We start from the raw sequence: 17,335 nt of genomic DNA, 5'->3' as shown, positions 1-17,335 counted from the left end.
GCAGACATCGGGCTCGCGGACGTGAGTCTAGGTCTGCGTGGCGAGTGTGAACGGCAGCACTGCCGGTGCCCCCGCGTTGCGCAGCGCATGAGCGGCCACGGTCAGCGTCCATCCGGTATCGGAGAGTGCGTCGACGAGCAGGATCGGACCGTCCACCGAACTCAGGTCCGGGATCAGCCAGGAATCGAACAGTCCGGCCACCCGGTGGGCCGAGTTCGCGGCGGACACCGGCGGCCGGTCCGGACGCAATTGCAAGGTGCCGAGGTCACGCAGACGACCGACCTCGGCGAGGCGGGCGGCGAGGGTGGCGGTGAGTACCGGATAGCGGTGCGATTCGAGGGCCATGACCGCGGTCGGTCGCGTGGTCCAATTCCATTCGCGCAGCACCGCGATACAGGCGTCGAAGACCGCATCCGGAACCGGATCGTCGGGCGCGTCCAGCAGCGCGCGCAGGCGCTGACCCCAGCCGAGATCGGTGAGCCGACCCAGCGCACGTCCGGTCTCCGCGCCGTTGGTGATCTTGCCGGACAACGGAATACCGAGTTTCGCCATCCCGGTCGGCCACTGCTTGCGCGGAGCGAGATCGAGGCCGGGACGGTCCAGCCGGGCGCGGGTCGCGGCGATGGCCGAGGAGTCGATGGTGGTATCGAGGCGGATGCCGGTGCAGTTGTCGCAGCGGCCGCAGCCGGGCGCGTCGGCTTCGAGTGCGGGCAGGCCGGGATCGTCGAGTTGGCGGCGCAGGAATTGCATCCGGCAGCCGGTGGTGCGCTGATAGTCGATCATCGCCTGCTGTTCGACCTCGCGGGCCGCGGCGAGACGTTCGTAGCGTTCGGTGTCATAGACCCACGGCTGTCCGGTGGCGATCCAGCCGCCGCGCACCCGCCGCACCGCGCCGTCCACATCGAGCACCTTGAGCACCATTTCCAGGCGCGAGCGGTTCAGCTCGACCATGGGCTCGAGCGCGACCGTCGACATGGCCCGGTCGAAATCCAGTGCGTCGAGTACCGAGCGGACGATGTGTTCGCGCGGAAAGGCAACGGAGGCAAAGTAACTCCAGATCCTGGCATCCTCCGGACCGGGCAGCAGCACCACCTCGGCGCGATCGGTGCCACGACCGGCGCGACCCACCTGCTGGTAGTAGGCGATGGGGGAGGACGGCGCACCGACGTGCACCACGAAACCCAGATCGGGTTTGTCGAAGCCCATGCCGAGCGCCGAGGTGGCGATGAGCGCCTTCACCTCGTTGTTCAGCAGCGCCGCCTCCAGCGCCTCGCGTTCGGCGGTATCGGTCTGCCCGGTGTAGGCGGCGACATTGTGTCCGTGCGAATTCAGCACGTCGGCGAGGTCGTGCGCGGCGGCGACGGTGAGCGTGTAGACGATGCCGGAGCCTGCCAACTCGCCGAGGTGTCCGCTGAGCCATGCGGTGCGCTCGACGGCGTCGTCGAAACGCACCACCGACATGTGCAGCGATTCGCGGTCCAAGGTTCCCCGCAGCACCAGCGTGTCGGTACCGATCTGGGTGGCGACATCGGTGACCACCCGATCGTTGGCGGTGGCGGTGGTGGCGAGCACCGGCACATCGGAGCCGAGATCGGCGATCAGGGTGCGGATGCGGCGGTAGTCGGGCCGGAAGTCGTGACCCCAGTCCGAGACGCAGTGCGCCTCGTCGATCACGACCAGTCCGGCGTCGGCGGCCAGCTTGGGCAATACCTGGTCGCGGAAGTCCGGATTGTTCAGCCGCTCCGGGCTGACCAGCAGCACATCGACCTCGCCCGCCGCCACCCGATCGTGGATCTCATCCCATTCGGTGACATTGCCCGAGTTGATGGTCGCCGCGACCACGCCCGCCCGCTCGGCGGCCGCGACCTGGTTGCGCATCAGCGCCAGTAGCGGCGACACGATCACCGTCGGCCCACGCCCCGCCCGCCGCAGCAGCTTGGCCGCGATGAAATACACCGCCGACTTACCCCAACCGGTGCGCTGGACCACGAGGGCCCGCCGCCGCTGCACTATCAGCGCCTCGATCGCCGTCCACTGATCCTCGCGCAGTCTCGCCTGCGGTCCCGCGAGGTCGCGCAGCAACTCTTCGGCCCGTTCCCGCAGATCGGGCGCGGTGAGGTCGATCGCTGAAGTACCGGCCGCGGTGGTCATGGACTCCATCGTGCCCGATGCCACCGACACCGATGCCGACGACCGTGCCGCGCGGTATCCGTTCGGCGAAAGGCTCTGCGGATCGAAGGTCCCTCCGCGCTACCGGTGGACACCGATATCTCTGGCCTCGCCAGGGCAGCGCACCCTGGGTATTCGCACGAAACGTTTCGACGCCGACGGGAATGCCCGCGATAGTGACAGGCGAGTTCGGGGCGGCGAGTTACGACTCTCCGGCGACCGGCACCGCAGCCGAAACGGCGAAATATCCCTGGGCAACGGACAATAGAGTGAGATCATTGCTCCGCACCGTGGGACCGCGCAGGAGGCAGCCATGACCAACTACGAGCCGCCGCCGGAATGGGCGCCACCCGGTGCTCAATTCCGCAGTACTGGTGGATTCGGGCGGACCGTTTTCGGCATACTGACCGGTCTGGTGGTGACCCCGGTCGGGATCGGACTGGCCGCGCACGCGGCACTGGATACCCGGCAATGGGTGATTCTCGGGTCCGCGGCCAATCGGGCGGGGTCGACGTTTCAGATCGTCGGCGGGGCGCTGCTATTGCTCCTCGTGGCGGCGCTCGCCGCATATGCACCAGCCGGGACGGTGCTGGCCGGTCTGGTGTGGGGTGTGGTGCCGGGATTCGTGTACTTCCTGTTCCCGGATGACACCTGGCGGATCATTCATGACGATCTGCCGCTGTTGTCCGATGAGATGCGGTTAGCGCTGATCACCTGGGTGACGAGTGGATACGCATTCATTCTCGGCGTCTTGCTGCTCGGTGCGGGCGTCGCGGGTACGATGCGGCGGCGCTGAATATGTTCAGGACGAATTGCGTTGTTGTTAAACGTAATTCGGCTCCGCCCGAATTTCTGGGACGCACAGTTTCCAGCGTGTCGGTCCGCAAGTGGTGGCTCCGCAATGTGGCAACGCAGCACCTCGGATATCGCTGAGCTCGCTCGGGCCGAATTGCGGTTGTAATTACCGCAATTCGGCCACGTCTCACCCCTTCACGCACAGCACCTGACGCAGGGTCGCGACGATATCGACCAGATCGCTCTGTGCGGCGATGACCTCGTCGATATCCTTGTACGCGGCTGGGATCTCGTCGACTACACCCGCATCCTTACGCGATTCCACGCCTTCGGTCTGCGCGATCAGATCCGCGACGGTGAACTGCCGCTTGGCCGCATTCCGGCTCATCCGCCGACCCGCACCGTGCGACGCCGACTGGAACGAAGCCGGATTTCCCTTGCCGCGCACCACATATGAGCGCGTACCCATCGAACCCGGAATCAACGCCAGATCTCCTGCGCCCGCTCGCACCGCGCCCTTACGGGTCACCAGCATCGGCACGCCGTCGATCTCCTCCTCCGCCACATAATTGTGATGACAGCTGATCGGGTCGTCGAAACGCACCTCGCGTCCGGGGAATTCCGCGCGCACGGCACCGCACACAAGCGACAGCATGACCGCGCGGTTGCGTGCTGCGTATTCCTGTGCCCAGGTCAGATCGCGCCGGTAGGCTTCCATTTCCGGTGTGCCGGAGAGGAATACGGCCAGATCGCGATCGGGTAGGTCCTGGTTGTGTGGCAATGCGCGTGCGACCGTCATATGCCGCTCGGCGAGTTCCTTGCCGATATTGCGGCTACCGGAGTGCAGCAGAATCCACACCGAATCGTGCTCGTCCAGGCAGACCTCGATGAAGTGGTTGCCGGAGCCGAGCGAGCCGATCTGCTTGTGCGCCTTCGATTCCAGCGCCTGCACGCCTGGATTCAATGCGCCGAACTCGGACCAGAAACGCTTCCAGCCGCCGACGTGCTTGGCCAACTCGCCATGAGAGGCGGCGAACTGCGCGCCCAGCTTCGCAACGTCGACCGCGTTCTTGTGCGCCTGGAATCCCACCGGGACCGCCGCCTCGATGCGCGAGCGCAGCGAATGCAGATTGTCCGGCAGGTCTGCCGCGGTGAGGTCGGTCTGCACGCTCTCCATGCCGCAGCCGATATCCACGCCGACAGCCGCGGGTGCGACGGCATCGCGCATGGCGATCACCGAGCCGACGGTCGCCCCCTTGCCGAGGTGCACGTCGGGCATTACGCGGACGCCGTGGACCCAAGGCAGTTGCGCGATATTCCGCAGCTGCCGCAGCGCGGACTGCTCGATTTCGTGCTTGTTGGCCCACATGAGCGTCTGCGCCCTGGTGCCACGCAGCTCGACGGGAAACATGGGAAGCGTCCTTTCTCGTTCGGTCTGTTCCCTATCAACGCTAGATTCACGCAGGGCTGTGCGCACTTCAATATTCGAGAACCAGACGGGGAGGAATCGGCGGTCAGGCGTCCTCAGCGCGCGACCGGACGTGCATGCCGCGTTCGGCGACCGCTATCGTGCGGGACGGAACTTTTCGGCGAGCGAAAGCGTGGTGAAGGTACCGTGAGCAACCCTCAGGGGGGATGGGCCGTTCCACCGTCACCGTCCCGGTCCAGCAACCGCGCTGTCGTCATTCTGGTGGTGGTCGCCGCAGTGCTGTTCGTCGTCGTGGGCGTGGTCGGCGTCGTGGTGGTGCAGAAGAGCAACGTCGTTTCGGGTGCCGCGACGGCAGCGGGCGCCGGTTCCGGGACGACCCCGGCGGGCGTGACCGCCACCGGTGCGGTCCGCGTCGGCGATTCGAATGCGAAGGTCGTCGTCCGCGTGGTCGCGGACCTGCAGTGCCCCGCATGCAAACAATTCGAGAAACGCAACGCCCAGACGCTCGAAGACGCCGCCAAGAACGGCGCGGCGATCATCGAATACGACGTCATTTCGTTCTTGGACCGCGCCTCCAGCACCCAGTACTCCTCGCGCGCCGCGAACGCGTCGTATTGTGTTGCCGGACAAGACCATTCGAAGTATCAGGGCTGGTTCGCCGCGATGTTCGAACAGCAGCCCGCAGAGGGTGGCAGTGGCCTGCCCGATAGCAAACTCGTCGAGATCGCCAAGAATGCGGGCTACACCGACCCATCGGTTGCCCAGTGCATTACCGATCGCAAATACGACACCTATCTCCGTGACAAGACCGAGCAGGTCCTCAACGGCGACGTCAACGCCACTCCGACCGTCTTCGTCAACGGTAAGAAACTCGACTCCAGCCAGCTGTCCAACGGACTCGACGCCGCCATCGCCGCCGCACGCTAGGGGTAGGTGCGCACGGCGTTGCCACGGGCGATCGCGATGACGAGCCCTTCGGCATCAGCGAGGGTGATGGCGTCGTCGGCGATCCATTCGTCCAGTAGTCGGCCGAGACCGCGCCGCCACAGCAGTGCGCCGAGGTAGTGCAGCTCGGGGAGTCCGTAGCCGTCGGAGGAGTAGAGCATCGAGCGGAACGGCGCGAGTTCGAGGGCTTCGCCGAGTACCGCCGTGGCTCGTTGTCCCACGTAGGGGATTGTCAGGCCGAGGTCTAGGTGCACATGATCGAAGGCGTGCGCGAGGTAGGCGGCATTGCGGTGGAAGGGCCAGCAGTGCAGCAGCATGACCGATAATCCGGAGCCCGCGGTGGCGTGCAGGAAGTCGGTGAGCAGCAGCGGATCGGTGTGCTGGAGCCGCAGATCGGTGTCGCCGAATCCGGTGTGGAACTGCAGCGGCAGGCCGAATTCCGCTCCGATGCGGGCACCGAGTCCGACCAGCCAGCCGAGCGTCGCCGGATCGGTGAGGCGCAGTTCGTGGATGATCGTCGATGGCAGGGCATCGGTGACGGGAAAGTTCAGACCATAGCGGTAGGCCACGATGGTCTTGAGGCCGACCGCATTTCGGGCCCGACCGCGCAATGTGGTTTCGATATCCTCGAAAGGCATCGTCGCGATGCTGACTTCGGCGATCACCTGTTCGGCTATCTGTTCGAGCCGGACGATCTCGCGCACCTCGCCAGGGGCGACAGCGGCGAATTCCGCTCGGCCACCGCCGAATCCGGTATCGAGAAACCATCGCGTGGTGCCGGCGGCGCGCAGTAGTCGGGTGGTCGTTTCACGCCAGCCGAGTTCGGCCCTGCGCGCCAGATACCTTTCCGGATCGGCATGCGGCTCCAGGTCGAGAATGGGTGCGCACCAACGCCTTACGGCAAGGCCGATAGCAGAATCGAAGGTGCCTCGCTGCCCTTCGCCGAGCAGTCGCTCGAAGCCGGGGCGATCCAGATCCGCGGCGACGACGCCGTGGCAATGGTGATCGGTGAGTGCGACACCATCGGTGAGCACGCTAGAACCGCCAGCGGGTCATCTCGATCACCTTGGCCGGGCTGATATCCCGATAGCGTTCGGCTTCTGCCCGGCGCACCGTGAGCAGCGCGTCGTGCAGCTCGACGCCGAGCGCCTCGGCGAGCACCTTGGAGTCCGCGAGTGCGTCGGCGGCCTCCATCGAACTGGTCGGCAATCGTCGCACACCCGACAGCATCAGTTGTTCGGCATCGAATCCTATTGGATCGCCGCTGATTTCGGCGGGCAGGCGCAATTCCTCGGCGATACCGGCGAGTCCGGCGGCAATGACCGTACCGACGGTCAGATACGGATTGCCGGTCGCATCGAAGCATTTGACCTCGGCGTTGGCTGCCCATTCCTCGGTGCCCTGCACGCCGGTGATGAAGCGCAGCGCCGCCTCCCGCGTCTCCCGGCCCCAGCACTGCCAGACCCCGGCCCACCGCGAGGGTTGCAGCCGCAGGAAACTCGCCGGGTTGCCCGCGCCGATCGCGACCAATGCGGGCAGTTCCCGCAGCACACCGGCCAGGAACGCCTGGCCTGCGCGGCGCATGCCGTGCGGTCCCTCGCCCTGCGCCAAGAGTGGTCCTTCGTCGTCGTGCAGCGAAAAATGCAGGTGCGCACCCGAACCCGCACCGCTGGGCTCGATACACGGCGCGAGCAGCGCCCGCCAACCGTATTGCGCGCTCACCTGCCGGATGGTGTGCCGCACCAGGATCGCGTCATCCGCGGCAGCGACCGGATCATTCGGTGCGACCGACAGTTCCAGTTGCGACAGCGCGTACTCCGGATGGAACTGGTCGACAGCGACCTCCTGACGCTCCAGCGCCGCGATGAGATCACTGGCGTACTCGCCCACCTGACTCAACCGGATCAAGCTGTAGGCGGGTCCGAATACCGCTGGGACGAAATCGTTTTCGACATCCCCGCGCCCGACCGACCACTCCGTCTCGAATGCCATCGAAATCCGCAGCCCGGCTTTCTGCGCAGCCTGCGCCTGCCTGGTCGCGAAGGCGCGCTGACAGGCGACGAAGCGGGTGCCGTCCTGGGTGTACTTATCGGCGGGCGCCCAGGCCCACCCCGGCTGACAGGCGAGTTCGGTCAATCGCGACAGATCGGGAATCAGCCGCAGATCACCATCGGGGCCGCCGAGATACCGCCCGACGGACATCAGATCATCGAAGGTGAACGTCTCGAAACAGGGCGACACCCCGATGCCGAATTTGGCGGCCTGTGCCAACCGCCCCTTCGGCACTGTCTTCACCCTGGTTATCCCGGCATTGTCCACAAAAGTCAGGGCAACCATATGGGCCTCGAGGTGCCCGATCAACGCATCGTGGGCACCCTCGGCCGGTATCCGATCCGGCATGGTGGGCATGAGTCCCAAGATAATCCGCCCTCGCCCGCTTCGGGACGGACTCGGCCCACCTCATCTGGCCAGTTCGACGGCAGGCACGCCGCTCCCGTCGTCGCGGCTTATGATCGACCTGTCGGGACCAGCTGGTTTTCGCCTCGAGAGGTAAGTACATGAGTCGCTCGCGGTGCGGTCGGAGTGCCAGGCAGCCGCAAACGCGCGAATTTCCGGGAAGTCTGCGCCTGTGATCGGGTGAGCGGTCGGTGTCCGACGGCAAGGCCGAGGGGACGCAGCGCGACCTGGCTTTCGGCATCGCAGCGGAACTGGCTGCGGCCGGGTTCACCGATGCCCAAGAGATCGGCCGCGGCGCATTCGGCATCGTGTACCGATGCACCGAGTCCGCACTCGATCGGGACGTGGCGGTCAAGGTTCTCGGATCCACGGTCGACGACGAGGACCGGACCCGCTTCCTGCGCGAGCAACGTGCGCTGGGAAAGTTCTCGACCCACCCGAACATCGTCCAGGTGCTGACGACCGACGTCACCCCGACCGGCCGGCCGTTCATCGTGATGCCCTACCACCCCCGAGGCTCGCTCGATGCGCGGATTCGCGCGGACGGACCGTTGCCGTGGCAGGAGGTATTGGCCGTGGGCGTGAAGCTGGCGGGCGCGCTGGCGACCGCGCACGCCTGCGGGGTCATCCATCGCGACGTCAACCCCGCTAACGTGCTGATCAGCGACTACGGTGAACCGCAGCTGGCGGACTTCGGTATCGCGCGCGTCGGCGGCGCGTTCGAGACAGCGGCCGGGCTCGTCGCGGGGACCCCGGCCTACACGGCTCCGGAGGTGATACGCGGCGAACCTCCGACGGTTCTCTCCGATATGTATGGGCTGGGCGCGACGCTGTTCACGGCTCTCACCGGCCACGCCGCATTCGAGCGCCAGGCGGGCGAGTCGATGGTGGCGCAGTTCGTGCGCATCACCTCCGAGCCCGTTCCCGACCTGCGATCCGCCGGCGTACCGGCAGTGGTGTGCGCCATCCTGGAAGCCGCGATGGCCGCCGACCCCGCCGTCCGCCCGCCGTCCGCCCGGGACTTCGGCGAACGGTTGCGCACCGCGCAGTTCTCCTGCGGGCTGCCGGTGGACACGATGGCCGCCCCGGAACACGACGGATCCGTCGAAACCGTGTCGGTTGCGGGCGCTCGGCCGATCTCGTCGACAATGTCGGCCGCCGCGATCGCGTTGCCACCGCAATCGGCCCCGAAGACCCGGTTCCGTCCACCGACGACGCTGCGCCGGCTGGTGAATCGCCCGCGGTTGCTGGAGACCTTACGGGAGGGACAATCCAGACGGCTGGTCCTCATTCATGGCCCGGCCGGTTTCGGTAAGAGCAGCCTGGCCGCACAGTGGGCGCACGCGCTCGACGTGGACGGCGTCCGGGCGGCCTGGTTGGCGATCGCGGAGGACGACAACAATGTCGTGTGGTTCCTGAGCCATTTGGTGGAGGCGATTCGCCAGGTTCGTCCCAAGCTGGCGATCGAACTGACGCAGATTCTCGAGGAGCATTCCGCCGCCGCCGCGCAGCAGGTGATGACGGCCTTGATCAACGAGATCCACGACAGTGCGGAGCCCATTGCCGTCGTGATCGACGATTGGCACCAGGTGACCAGTCCGGCGACCCTCGCCGCGATGGAGTTCCTGCTCGACAACGGGGGCGACTACCTGCGATTGATCGTCACCAGCCGCACTCGCACCGGTCTTCCGTTGGGGCGCATGAGCGTTCAGGACGAACTGGTGGAAATCGATGAGACCGCACTGCGCTTCGATTCCGGTGAAGCGACGGATTTCCTGGTCGGTGCGAAGAGATTGCACCTTTCCGACGCCGACGTGGACCGGCTGCGCGAGTCGACGGAGGGCTGGGTGGCAGCTCTGCAACTCGCCTCACTGTCACTGCGCGGCAAGGAGGATCCCGGTGGCTACCTGGACCAGATCACCGGGCAGCACTACGCCATCGGCGAATACCTGATGGAAAACGTCGTCGCCGAGCTCGAACCGACGATGCTCGAGTTCGTCATGCGGACCGCCGTCACCGACACCATCTGTGGAGATCTCGCCGAGGCGCTGACCGGAGTGCGGTCCGGGCAGGAACAGCTCGAGGAGGTCCGGCGCCGAGACCTGTTCCTGCGCAGCGTCGATGACGAGCTGCGATGGTTCCGCTATCACGCGCTCTTCGCGGACTTCTTGCGCCGCAGACTGATCCAGCAGCACCCCGGCCTGCTCGAGCAGCTCCATCTGATCGCGTCGACCTGGTTCGCCGAGCACGAAATGCTCACCGAAGCCGTGGATCACGCACTCTCGGCCGGCGCCGCCGAGCAGGCGAAACGACTGGTGCAAGAACAAGCCGACACGCTCATCGAAGATTCCCGCATGGCCACCTTCCTCGGCCTGGTGAAGAAGCTGCCCGCCGCGATCACGGTTGCCGATCCACAACTGCAACTGTCGGTGGCCTGGGCCAATATCTCGCTGCAGCGCCCCGCCGCCACCCGGACCGCGCTGGATCGCGTGGACGCGGCACTGGCAACCGCCGCACCGGACGATCCCGGGACCGCGGATCTGCGCATCCAGGCCGATGTGACGCGAGCCGCGGAATACCTTGTGACGGATCGGTTCAAGGATTTCCCGGCTGCCGCCGAGGCATGGCTGCAGCAGCCGGTACGACCGTTCTTCGCCAGCGTCGCGGCCACCACCGCGGAAGCGGCCGCTTACTATCGTTTCGACTTCGCTGGCGCCCGCCGCTGGCACGCATGGGCCGAGCCTTACCGGACGCGCATCAACGGCCCGGCCGGCGTGGTCTATGGCACCTGCATCGCGGGCCAAGCCGCCGCCGAAGAACTCGACATCGCTGGCGCCGAGGCACTCTTCCGCTCCGCGCTCACCCGCGCCCGGAATACCGGCAGCCAATCCCACGCGACCCGGATGGCCAGCGGGCTGCTCGGTGAATTGCTCTACCAGAAAGGGCAATACGCCGAAGCCGCCGAGCTGCTGACATCTGACTCCGGCGTCGCGGCCGGTGCCATGGAATTCCTGCTCGCCACCTACGGGACCGGCGCCAGGCTGGTGGCAATGCGCGGCGATCTCGATGCCGCACGAAGGCGGTTGGACGAGGGGCAAATGGTCGCGGAGCATATCGCCCTGCCACGACTGACCGCGCGCATTGTGAACGAGCGGGTACGACTGGGTCTGCCGCTCACCGACGCAGACCGGCAGACGCTCGAGCACCTGCCCGCATACCAGCGGCAACCGAACCACCCACTCGCGATCACCGCCGAGCTCACCCACGAGTCGGCCATTCGTCTCCTACTCGCCCAACAGTCACCGGATGCCGCCGAACGCTGCGTCGCCGCCGCCGAACAGATCCTCGCCGAAATCCGTACCCAACCTCGCCCCCGCGCTCTGCTACAGGCTCAATTGCTCTACGGCGGTTGCCTTTCCGCCGCCGGACGAACCGATCAGGCGATCGCCTGCCTGACTCCGGCACTTTCCCGCTGCGCCGAACTCGGTCTCCTCCGAGTGGCCGTGGACAGCGCTCCCGCGCTCGGACCGGTCGTGGCAGCCCTGCTCGCCGCCCCGGAGAAACCCGACCGCCCACCCCGTCCTTTCCTGCGCCAGATCCTGCACGAGATCGACGCCTGAGAGCTGAAACGGTAACGACCTCAGTCCTGGGGCAACGTTCACCACGCTCGTGTCGAGACATTTGGCTTCGGCATTGGCCGCCCAGTCCTTCTCGCGCGTGCAAACCAGTAGTGAGAAATGTAGCTTCGTGATCTTTACTTAGCGGTGTGTCTTGCTATCTCGGAGAACCCGCAGCACGGTCGGTCGGCGTCGGGAGCAAAGGGGATAAATTACCCGAAAGCGCCACTATCGGGCTCGAGCGTCCAGCGTGGTGGGCCGCGACGTTGCGGGTTGCCTGCGAAGTTGCCTCGGTAGTGTCGGTAGTGCTGCTGGCCGTGGGCACGGCGGCTGCCGAGGCGCCTACGTCGGGCCCGGACCTCGGCCCGCCGGGCGGATATCACGCTCCCGCCGAGAGCGGCACCGGCCTTCCTGCCCAGCCGGTCATCACCAGGATCGAGCCGATCACCGACCGTTGGTTGCGGGTGTCCGTGCAATCGCCGTCGATGAACCGGGTCGTACAGGTGCAGGTGCTGCTCCCGGCCGACCGCAGCCGGCCGCGGCCCACCCTGTACATGCTCGACGGGCGCGGCGCTCCCGAGAACGCCAGCAGCTGGACCGAGTACGGGCACGCGGTGGAGTTCTTCGCCGACAAGAACGTCAACGTCGTGCTGACCACCGGAGGACCCGCCAACCTCTACGCCGACTGGCAACGCCGAGACCCCGTCCTGGGCACCAACAAATGGGAAACCTTTCTCACCCGCGAACTGCCCCCGCTGATCGACGCCCAGTTCGAGGGCAACGGGCACAAGGCAATCGAAGGCGTGTCGATGGGCGGCGAGGCCGCGATGATGCTGACGATGCGCAACCCGGGCGCCTACCGGGCGGTGGCGGCCCACAGCGGCTGTTACAGCGTCGCCCCAGGGGCCGGTCAAGCCCAGGCTCGTGCGATCGTGAAAACCTACGGTGGCGACCCCGACAACATGTTCGGGACCACCGACGATCCCGACTGGATCGCCCACGATGTCATGACCCACGCGGAAGCTCTGCGCGGCACCGCAATCTACCTGTCCAGCGGCAGCGGGATTCCGGGTGAACACGATATCCTCGGCAAGGTGGACGACCTCACCGACGCCATCACCGTCGGTGGCTCCCTGGAAGCAGGCGCGTACGCATGCCTTGCCAAGCTCTCCGATCGGCTGGACCAACTGCGGATTCCCGCGACGGTGAACCTGCGGCCCACCGGCACGCATTCCTGGCCGTATTGGGCCGACGAATTGGTCCGGTCCTGGCCGCTCATCGCCCACGCGCTCGACATCGACACGTCGTTCGTGACCACGGACCACAAGTAGGGAGCCGGTACACGCCTCAGGTCGTCGGGCTCGTAGCGCCGAAGCCTTCCTAAGGCGCGGACTGGGATGACCTGCCGGAGTAGCAGCGGCAGGTCGACGCGCATCTTCGAAGGGTCTCTCGCCGCCGCTCAGTGGTCGATCTGGATTCGCTGGGATGAAAATCTAACGGCCTCAGTCCATTACGTGTGGGACTGAGGCCGTTGACTGGAAGTTGTTACGCGGTGGGGCGAGTGAACTCGCCGTCTTGTACGCCTGCTGCGAAGGCGTCCCACTCGCCGGGGGTGAATATCAGTGCTGGTCCGGTTGGGTTTTTCGAGTCGCGGACGCCGACGCTGCCTCCCTCGAGCCAGGCAACCTCGACGCACTGCCCGCTGCCTTCGCTGTAGCTGCTCTTGAACCAGTTCATCCTGGATAGGTCAACGTTCACGACGCTCGTGCTCCTTCGCCACCTGCCGCAACAGGTTTCTACTTTCCACCTCACCCAGACATGCATCCTGGATGGCCGTAGCAAGCTCACTATAGAACCGCACGTCCTCGGGCTTCTCGAGATATAGATCTTGTGCAGCTCCGCCGTCGATGAATACCACGGGAGGCTCGACGGGTTCTCCTTTGGCGGAACGCTCGAACCCCAGGATGATGAACGAGCTGTAGGGCGTCCCCCAAGTCAAACCAGCCCTGAATGGATGTATCCGCAATGTGATGTTGGGGCGCTTGGACATTTCGGCGAGGTGCTTCAGCTGCGCGGCCATGATGCTGGGGGTGCCGATCACTCGGTGAAGCACCGACTCGTGCAGTATCACGTCCAACTGGATCGGGTTCGTCTTGCGTGTGACGAGCGCTTGCCGTTTCATCCGGTGCTCGACGCGCCGGTCGACGTCGTCGGGGCTGGTGAACTGGGGGACCGCGCTGATGATTGCGCGCGCGTAGTCGGCCGTCTGGAGCAGGCCGGGGACGTGTTGCTCGTGGTAGGTGGTGAGTCGGCGGGCGGCGGCTTCCAGCCCGGCATACATGTTGAAGGCGTTGCTGAACAGGCCACCGTATACGTGGTACCAATTCTTGAACCGGGCCTGGGTCGCGAGATCGACTGCCGCGCGGGTGTCTTCGCGCCCTACGTCGTACACCTCGCATAGCGCCTGCACATCCTGCCGCTGGACCTTCTGAATCTGTCCGGTCTCGATGCGCTGCAGCACGGCTCGCGATAGGTCGACCAATTTGGCGGCTTCGGCGATGGTGAATCCGGTTGCTTCGCGACGCTCGCGAAGGAACCGGCCGAGCTGGCGGCGCGGCAGGGTTGACGATGGGCCATCCTCTTCGGTGCTGGTCACGGAGGTCTCCTGGAATCGAGTCATGTCGGATCGGAAACTGAGCCTGTTTTCATCGCGGAACCGAGTCCCGTTCTGGCGCTTTGGAGCAATCGCAATCGAGTTCTCATTTCTGCTGACCGCGAGCAGTTGCTGATGCTGTGCTGTGGACGGCGTTCGAGAACTGTCGAGGCACGAGACCCGCTCGGCCGCCACCCACCGTAATCCATCGACCGAAGGGGCGGAGCGATGACGAAAAATCAAGTGGCAGAACCAGATACCGGGCGATTCGACTCGCCGAAAGCTGTCGGATTCGTGCGCGGTGACGTATCCGGACTCGCCGCACCCCGGCACGCGAGCGCAGTCATGCAACACGCCCGGCTACTCGGCTATCAATACGTGTACACGGTACGGCCGCCGCAGGACACCCCCGATCCGATCGGGTACGCCCTCGGCATCGCGGCCGGGCTCGGTGTGGCAGCGATCGTGGTCTACGACCTGGCGCAGGTCGATGATCAACCGGCGCGGATCTGTGAGGACTTCGATCTCGAAACCGTCTGTCCCGCAACCACATGGGCCAGGGTCGCACACCCAGCCATGGAGACGGGAGCGGCGTGATGGGGGAGGACACGATCCTGGCACCGCCGAGTGTTTGCGGGTATGCCGATATCGACTTGGCGCACGAGCAGATGCGCGAGCACCGCGCCTGTCGGATCGGCCGATGCGTGTGGAAAGCGGCGGCGTATTACACGCTGGTCGACGCGGGTCGCCTTGCGCCGCAGTCGTCGACGCCGCGGGAGCGTGCTGCCGCGAGGGGTCTCGAGTTCCCACCGGTCGACACTCAGGTGCACGCGGGCGATGGGCCGACCTTGCAAACCTTGCGTGAGGTGCTGGACAAACTCAACGAACTAGCGCTGCCCGGCACGGACGGTGGTGGCCACAGGTAGACGATCCGGGATGAGCGAGCATCGCACCGAGGTGGACGGCTGGCAGGCAATCTGGCGGATCGACAACTGCTGCATTCGAATGATATTGGTGCGCAAGCTATCCGAAGCGGAGCCAGTGATGTCGGTGTCCAGCGTCGTCGCCGCGCCGGATCTGGTGCAGGTCCGCGAGCGGTTCCCGGAACTGGCGCGCTTGTGGGACGCGGTACGGCACGAATATTGGGTGAAATCCCTCGGCCCCGGGAGCAACGGCGCACGGTCTGACTGATCGATCACGTGGATTGCGCGCACGGGTATAGGTCGGAACCATTGCCGCGTCCAGCTTGCTTGCTGCGCTATTCGCCTCCGGCAGCTCGCCGAGCTAGTGATATTGCGGTCGAATTCGGCGTTGGCGACCACCATTCGACTACCTTCGACGGAACCCACGGCCCGAACAGCGATACGGGCAGAAGCTGTCTGGATCGGAACCAGCTGCTGGCCCGGCTGTTCGGGGCCCCTTGCGATCGCAACCGAATTCACCGATGCGGCTGCGGCTGAATTTCGAAGATCTTATGCCGCAGCGTATCCGGTGAATTCTTGCGCGGTCACCGTGACCATGCGGCCACCCATTGCCTCGACCGCCGAGCGAAAGTTGGGTCTACCACTGGGCGGTAAGGGCATCGACCAAGCAGTCGAACCGTCTCCGGCGTCGATCGCGTGCACAGCGGTGCCGTCGGTCAGGATGAGATGACGTGCGTCGGCTATGCCGTCGTAGCGCGCCGTGTTCGCGAACGGCGTCGGCTGCTGCCAGATTTGGTGTCCGTCGGTGAGATCGAGGCCGGCCAGCTCTGATCCATCGAGCGATCGAACGATCACAGTGTGGGCCACTACTCCTTCGACGGCGCTCATACGTCCGGTGTGCTCGTCGATACCGATCTGCGCATTGGTCCAGAGGACGCGGCCGGTCGTTCGCTCGTAGGCACTTTCGCCGGTGAGGATCGGCGGCGGCGTCGCGGTCGCGGTCGGGTACCACTCGAGGAGGAAACTCGCATTGCTGACCTCGGTGATCGGGTGACCATTGCGATCGAGCAGCGTGACCCGCCCCGCGCTCCAGCCGCGGTCGATCACCTGCGATGCGAGGAGGCCGCCGTCGAACGTGTAGTGAACAGGTCCGGTGCACAGCAACTCGCCGGTGCGCAGATCGTAGACGCGAACGCCATTGTCGTGCCCGTCCATGAAGTAGTCCTCCACGATCCTGGGCCTGACCGGGTCGCCGGGAACGGGCGTCGGATACGTCCGCCGCCAGGTGGCGTCGATCGCGGAAATCGTCCCGCGCGTCACGACGGCGGTCATCCAGTCCGCGGTTCGGCCGGTCACCGAAACTGCGCCGTCGCGCGCCATCACGTCCATGACCTCGAAGTCCGTCGTATGGTCCCCGAGCACCGCGCCCGTGGCGGCCTCGATGATCAACACCCGATGCGTGCCGTGGCAGGCGATCTTTCCATCGAATACCTCCTCGCGGCAGCCGAGGAGTTCGCCGACATCGGTCGTCCATCGCACCTGGCCGGCGTCCGGATCGATGCCGTGCATCCGCACCCGACCAACGGCCAGTCCAGCACTTTCGCCCGGCGCAGGCGCGCCGGGCACCGCGGTTGCCGCGACGATCATCGTCTCGGCGTCCATCGGCGAGCCGTAGCCGTAGTAGCGACTCAGGGTATGCGGCGCGTCCAGCAACACCGCACCGGGCTCGTCGGACAAGTCGGCAGCGCGCAATGTCCACTGCGGCACCGGAGTGGAGTCGAGCCGGTGCGAAATCTGGAACCGGCCGCCAACCGCGGATACCTCCTGCGGCTGCACTGGCGATCGGTTCACCCACACAACCGCAGTGGTACCCGCCACCACAGCCACGACCAGCACCGTGAGCCAGATCCTCCACTGATCGGTGAGCCGCCTTGCCGCCTTGTTCACTCGGAGTTCTCCTTCACGCAGCTATCGGGCCCCGGCGCCGGTCGATCCAATACGCAAGGTATCGGCTTGTCAAAGCTGAGAACTCGGGCCGGACCGAGCCTGAGGTGCCGGTTTCACCCTGCCGCGCAGCGTGTTTCGGCCGGAACCATGTTCAGGCCGCCGGTGCGACCTGCCAGCCGAATGGCACAGAACTGGGGACCAGTGCCTTCCGAGGTAAGCGAGCCGTCGAGCGCAGTCGTGTGACCGGCGCTGCGGGGCGTGCCGCGTTTTCGACTGCGCTCGGCGTGCGAGCTGGACCTGATACGCGGCTACCCATCCGGACGGGGCACTTGCGGCGGATGCAGGAACCGTTGCTGAGCGAACCAGTGCTGTCGGGCGGTTGGATATCGAAGGCGCTGGT

At 65.8% G+C, this 17,335-nt stretch carries 14 protein-coding genes; 7 read left to right on the top strand and 7 right to left on the bottom strand.

What is annotated here, in order from left to right; all coding sequences use genetic code 11:
• Nucleotides 1-27: 27 nt before the first annotated feature.
• Nucleotides 28-2,160 (bottom strand): RecQ family ATP-dependent DNA helicase, encoded by a 2,133-nt coding sequence (locus ACQPYR_RS34990; protein WP_433623220.1) that lies wholly within the window; start codon nucleotides 2,158-2,160, stop codon nucleotides 28-30.
• A gap of 322 nt (nucleotides 2,161-2,482) precedes the next feature.
• Between ACQPYR_RS34990 and ACQPYR_RS34985 the strand changes: the two genes are divergently transcribed.
• Entirely contained in the window at nucleotides 2,483-2,965 is a 483-nt protein-coding gene (locus ACQPYR_RS34985) for a hypothetical protein (RefSeq protein ID WP_433623218.1), read from the top strand.
• A gap of 186 nt (nucleotides 2,966-3,151) precedes the next feature.
• Here the strand turns inward: ACQPYR_RS34985 and ACQPYR_RS34980 are convergent, their stop codons facing one another.
• On the bottom strand, nucleotides 3,152-4,375 hold the full coding sequence (locus tag ACQPYR_RS34980) for an RtcB family protein (protein WP_433623216.1): 1,224 nt from the start codon (nucleotides 4,373-4,375) through the stop codon (nucleotides 3,152-3,154).
• A 204-nt stretch (nucleotides 4,376-4,579) separates the two neighbouring features.
• Here ACQPYR_RS34980 and ACQPYR_RS34975 point away from each other — a divergent pair, with 204 nt between their 5' ends.
• Nucleotides 4,580-5,320 carry a DsbA family protein gene (locus tag ACQPYR_RS34975; RefSeq protein ID WP_433623214.1) on the top strand — a complete coding sequence of 247 codons (741 nt, stop codon included), beginning with the start codon at nucleotides 4,580-4,582 and terminating at the stop codon, nucleotides 5,318-5,320.
• Here ACQPYR_RS34975 and ACQPYR_RS34970 read toward each other — a convergent pair.
• Nucleotides 5,317-6,372 carry an amidohydrolase family protein gene (locus tag ACQPYR_RS34970; protein WP_433623212.1) on the bottom strand — a complete coding sequence of 352 codons (1,056 nt, stop codon included), beginning with the start codon at nucleotides 6,370-6,372 and terminating at the stop codon, nucleotides 5,317-5,319. The genes ACQPYR_RS34975 and ACQPYR_RS34970 overlap by 4 nt on opposite strands.
• Nucleotide 6,373: 1 nt before the next feature.
• Nucleotides 6,374-7,747 (bottom strand): glutamine synthetase, encoded by a 1,374-nt coding sequence (locus ACQPYR_RS34965; protein ID WP_433623210.1) that lies wholly within the window; start codon nucleotides 7,745-7,747, stop codon nucleotides 6,374-6,376.
• A gap of 239 nt (nucleotides 7,748-7,986) precedes the next feature.
• Between ACQPYR_RS34965 and ACQPYR_RS34960 the strand changes: the two genes are divergently transcribed.
• Together ACQPYR_RS34960 and ACQPYR_RS34955 are read left to right on the top strand one after the other, a co-directional pair.
• Complete coding sequence (locus ACQPYR_RS34960) at nucleotides 7,987-11,415, top strand: protein kinase domain-containing protein (RefSeq protein WP_433623208.1); 3,429 nt, start codon at nucleotides 7,987-7,989, stop codon at nucleotides 11,413-11,415.
• A gap of 293 nt (nucleotides 11,416-11,708) precedes the next feature.
• The gene (locus ACQPYR_RS34955; RefSeq protein ID WP_433623206.1) at nucleotides 11,709-12,743 is read left to right on the top strand and encodes an alpha/beta hydrolase; all 1,035 of its coding nucleotides are present in this window, start codon (nucleotides 11,709-11,711) and stop codon (nucleotides 12,741-12,743) included.
• Nucleotides 12,744-12,957: 214 nt separating this feature from the next.
• On the opposite strand, the gene ACQPYR_RS34950 is transcribed toward ACQPYR_RS34955, so the two are convergent.
• Both ACQPYR_RS34950 and ACQPYR_RS34945 read right to left on the bottom strand, forming a co-directional pair.
• Nucleotides 12,958-13,170: a DUF397 domain-containing protein gene (locus ACQPYR_RS34950; protein WP_433623204.1), complete on the bottom strand. Its 213-nt coding sequence runs from the start codon at nucleotides 13,168-13,170 to the stop codon at nucleotides 12,958-12,960.
• Nucleotides 13,160-14,068, bottom strand: coding sequence for a helix-turn-helix domain-containing protein (locus ACQPYR_RS34945; protein WP_433623202.1), 909 nt, complete (start codon nucleotides 14,066-14,068; stop codon nucleotides 13,160-13,162). Before ACQPYR_RS34945 ends, ACQPYR_RS34950 begins: the two co-directional genes overlap by 11 nt.
• Nucleotides 14,069-14,293: 225 nt before the next feature.
• Between ACQPYR_RS34945 and ACQPYR_RS34940 the strand changes: the two genes are divergently transcribed.
• Genes ACQPYR_RS34940 through ACQPYR_RS34930 form a run of 3 tightly spaced genes read left to right on the top strand, consistent with a single transcriptional unit; the run spans nucleotide 14,294 to nucleotide 15,256 of the window.
• Complete coding sequence (locus ACQPYR_RS34940) at nucleotides 14,294-14,662, top strand: hypothetical protein (RefSeq protein WP_433623200.1); 369 nt, start codon at nucleotides 14,294-14,296, stop codon at nucleotides 14,660-14,662.
• Entirely contained in the window at nucleotides 14,662-14,991 is a 330-nt protein-coding gene (locus ACQPYR_RS34935; RefSeq protein WP_433623198.1) for a hypothetical protein, read from the top strand. Before ACQPYR_RS34940 ends, ACQPYR_RS34935 begins: the two co-directional genes overlap by 1 nt.
• A 10-nt stretch (nucleotides 14,992-15,001) precedes the next feature.
• Nucleotides 15,002-15,256 (top strand): hypothetical protein, encoded by a 255-nt coding sequence (locus tag ACQPYR_RS34930; RefSeq protein WP_433623196.1) that lies wholly within the window; start codon nucleotides 15,002-15,004, stop codon nucleotides 15,254-15,256.
• 281 nt (nucleotides 15,257-15,537) lie between these two features.
• Here the strand turns inward: ACQPYR_RS34930 and ACQPYR_RS34925 are convergent, their stop codons facing one another.
• Nucleotides 15,538-16,935 (bottom strand): PQQ-binding-like beta-propeller repeat protein, encoded by a 1,398-nt coding sequence (locus tag ACQPYR_RS34925; protein WP_433623194.1) that lies wholly within the window; start codon nucleotides 16,933-16,935, stop codon nucleotides 15,538-15,540.
• Nucleotides 16,936-17,335 lie beyond the last annotated feature (400 nt).

Origin of the sequence: Nocardia sp. CA-120079 (genome assembly GCF_050955745.1) — a bacterium.
Classification (GTDB): domain Bacteria; phylum Actinomycetota; class Actinomycetes; order Mycobacteriales; family Mycobacteriaceae; genus Nocardia.
This window is presented reverse-complemented; position numbering and strand designations above follow the sequence as displayed.

Bases quoted from the DNA above. Each gene is read 5' to 3' on its own strand.
- ACQPYR_RS34990 (WP_433623220.1), bottom strand. From the start codon at position 2,160: ATGGAGTCCATGACCACCGCGGCCGGTACTTCAGCGATCGACCTCACC.
- ACQPYR_RS34985 (WP_433623218.1), top strand. From the start codon at position 2,483: ATGACCAACTACGAGCCGCCGCCGGAATGGGCGCCACCCGGTGCTCAA.
- ACQPYR_RS34980 (WP_433623216.1), bottom strand. From the start codon at position 4,375: ATGTTTCCCGTCGAGCTGCGTGGCACCAGGGCGCAGACGCTCATGTGG.
- ACQPYR_RS34965 (WP_433623210.1), bottom strand. From the start codon at position 7,747: ATGCCCACCATGCCGGATCGGATACCGGCCGAGGGTGCCCACGATGCG.
- ACQPYR_RS34940 (WP_433623200.1), top strand. From the start codon at position 14,294: ATGACGAAAAATCAAGTGGCAGAACCAGATACCGGGCGATTCGACTCG.
- ACQPYR_RS34935 (WP_433623198.1), top strand. From the start codon at position 14,662: ATGGGGGAGGACACGATCCTGGCACCGCCGAGTGTTTGCGGGTATGCC.
- ACQPYR_RS34930 (WP_433623196.1), top strand. From the start codon at position 15,002: ATGAGCGAGCATCGCACCGAGGTGGACGGCTGGCAGGCAATCTGGCGG.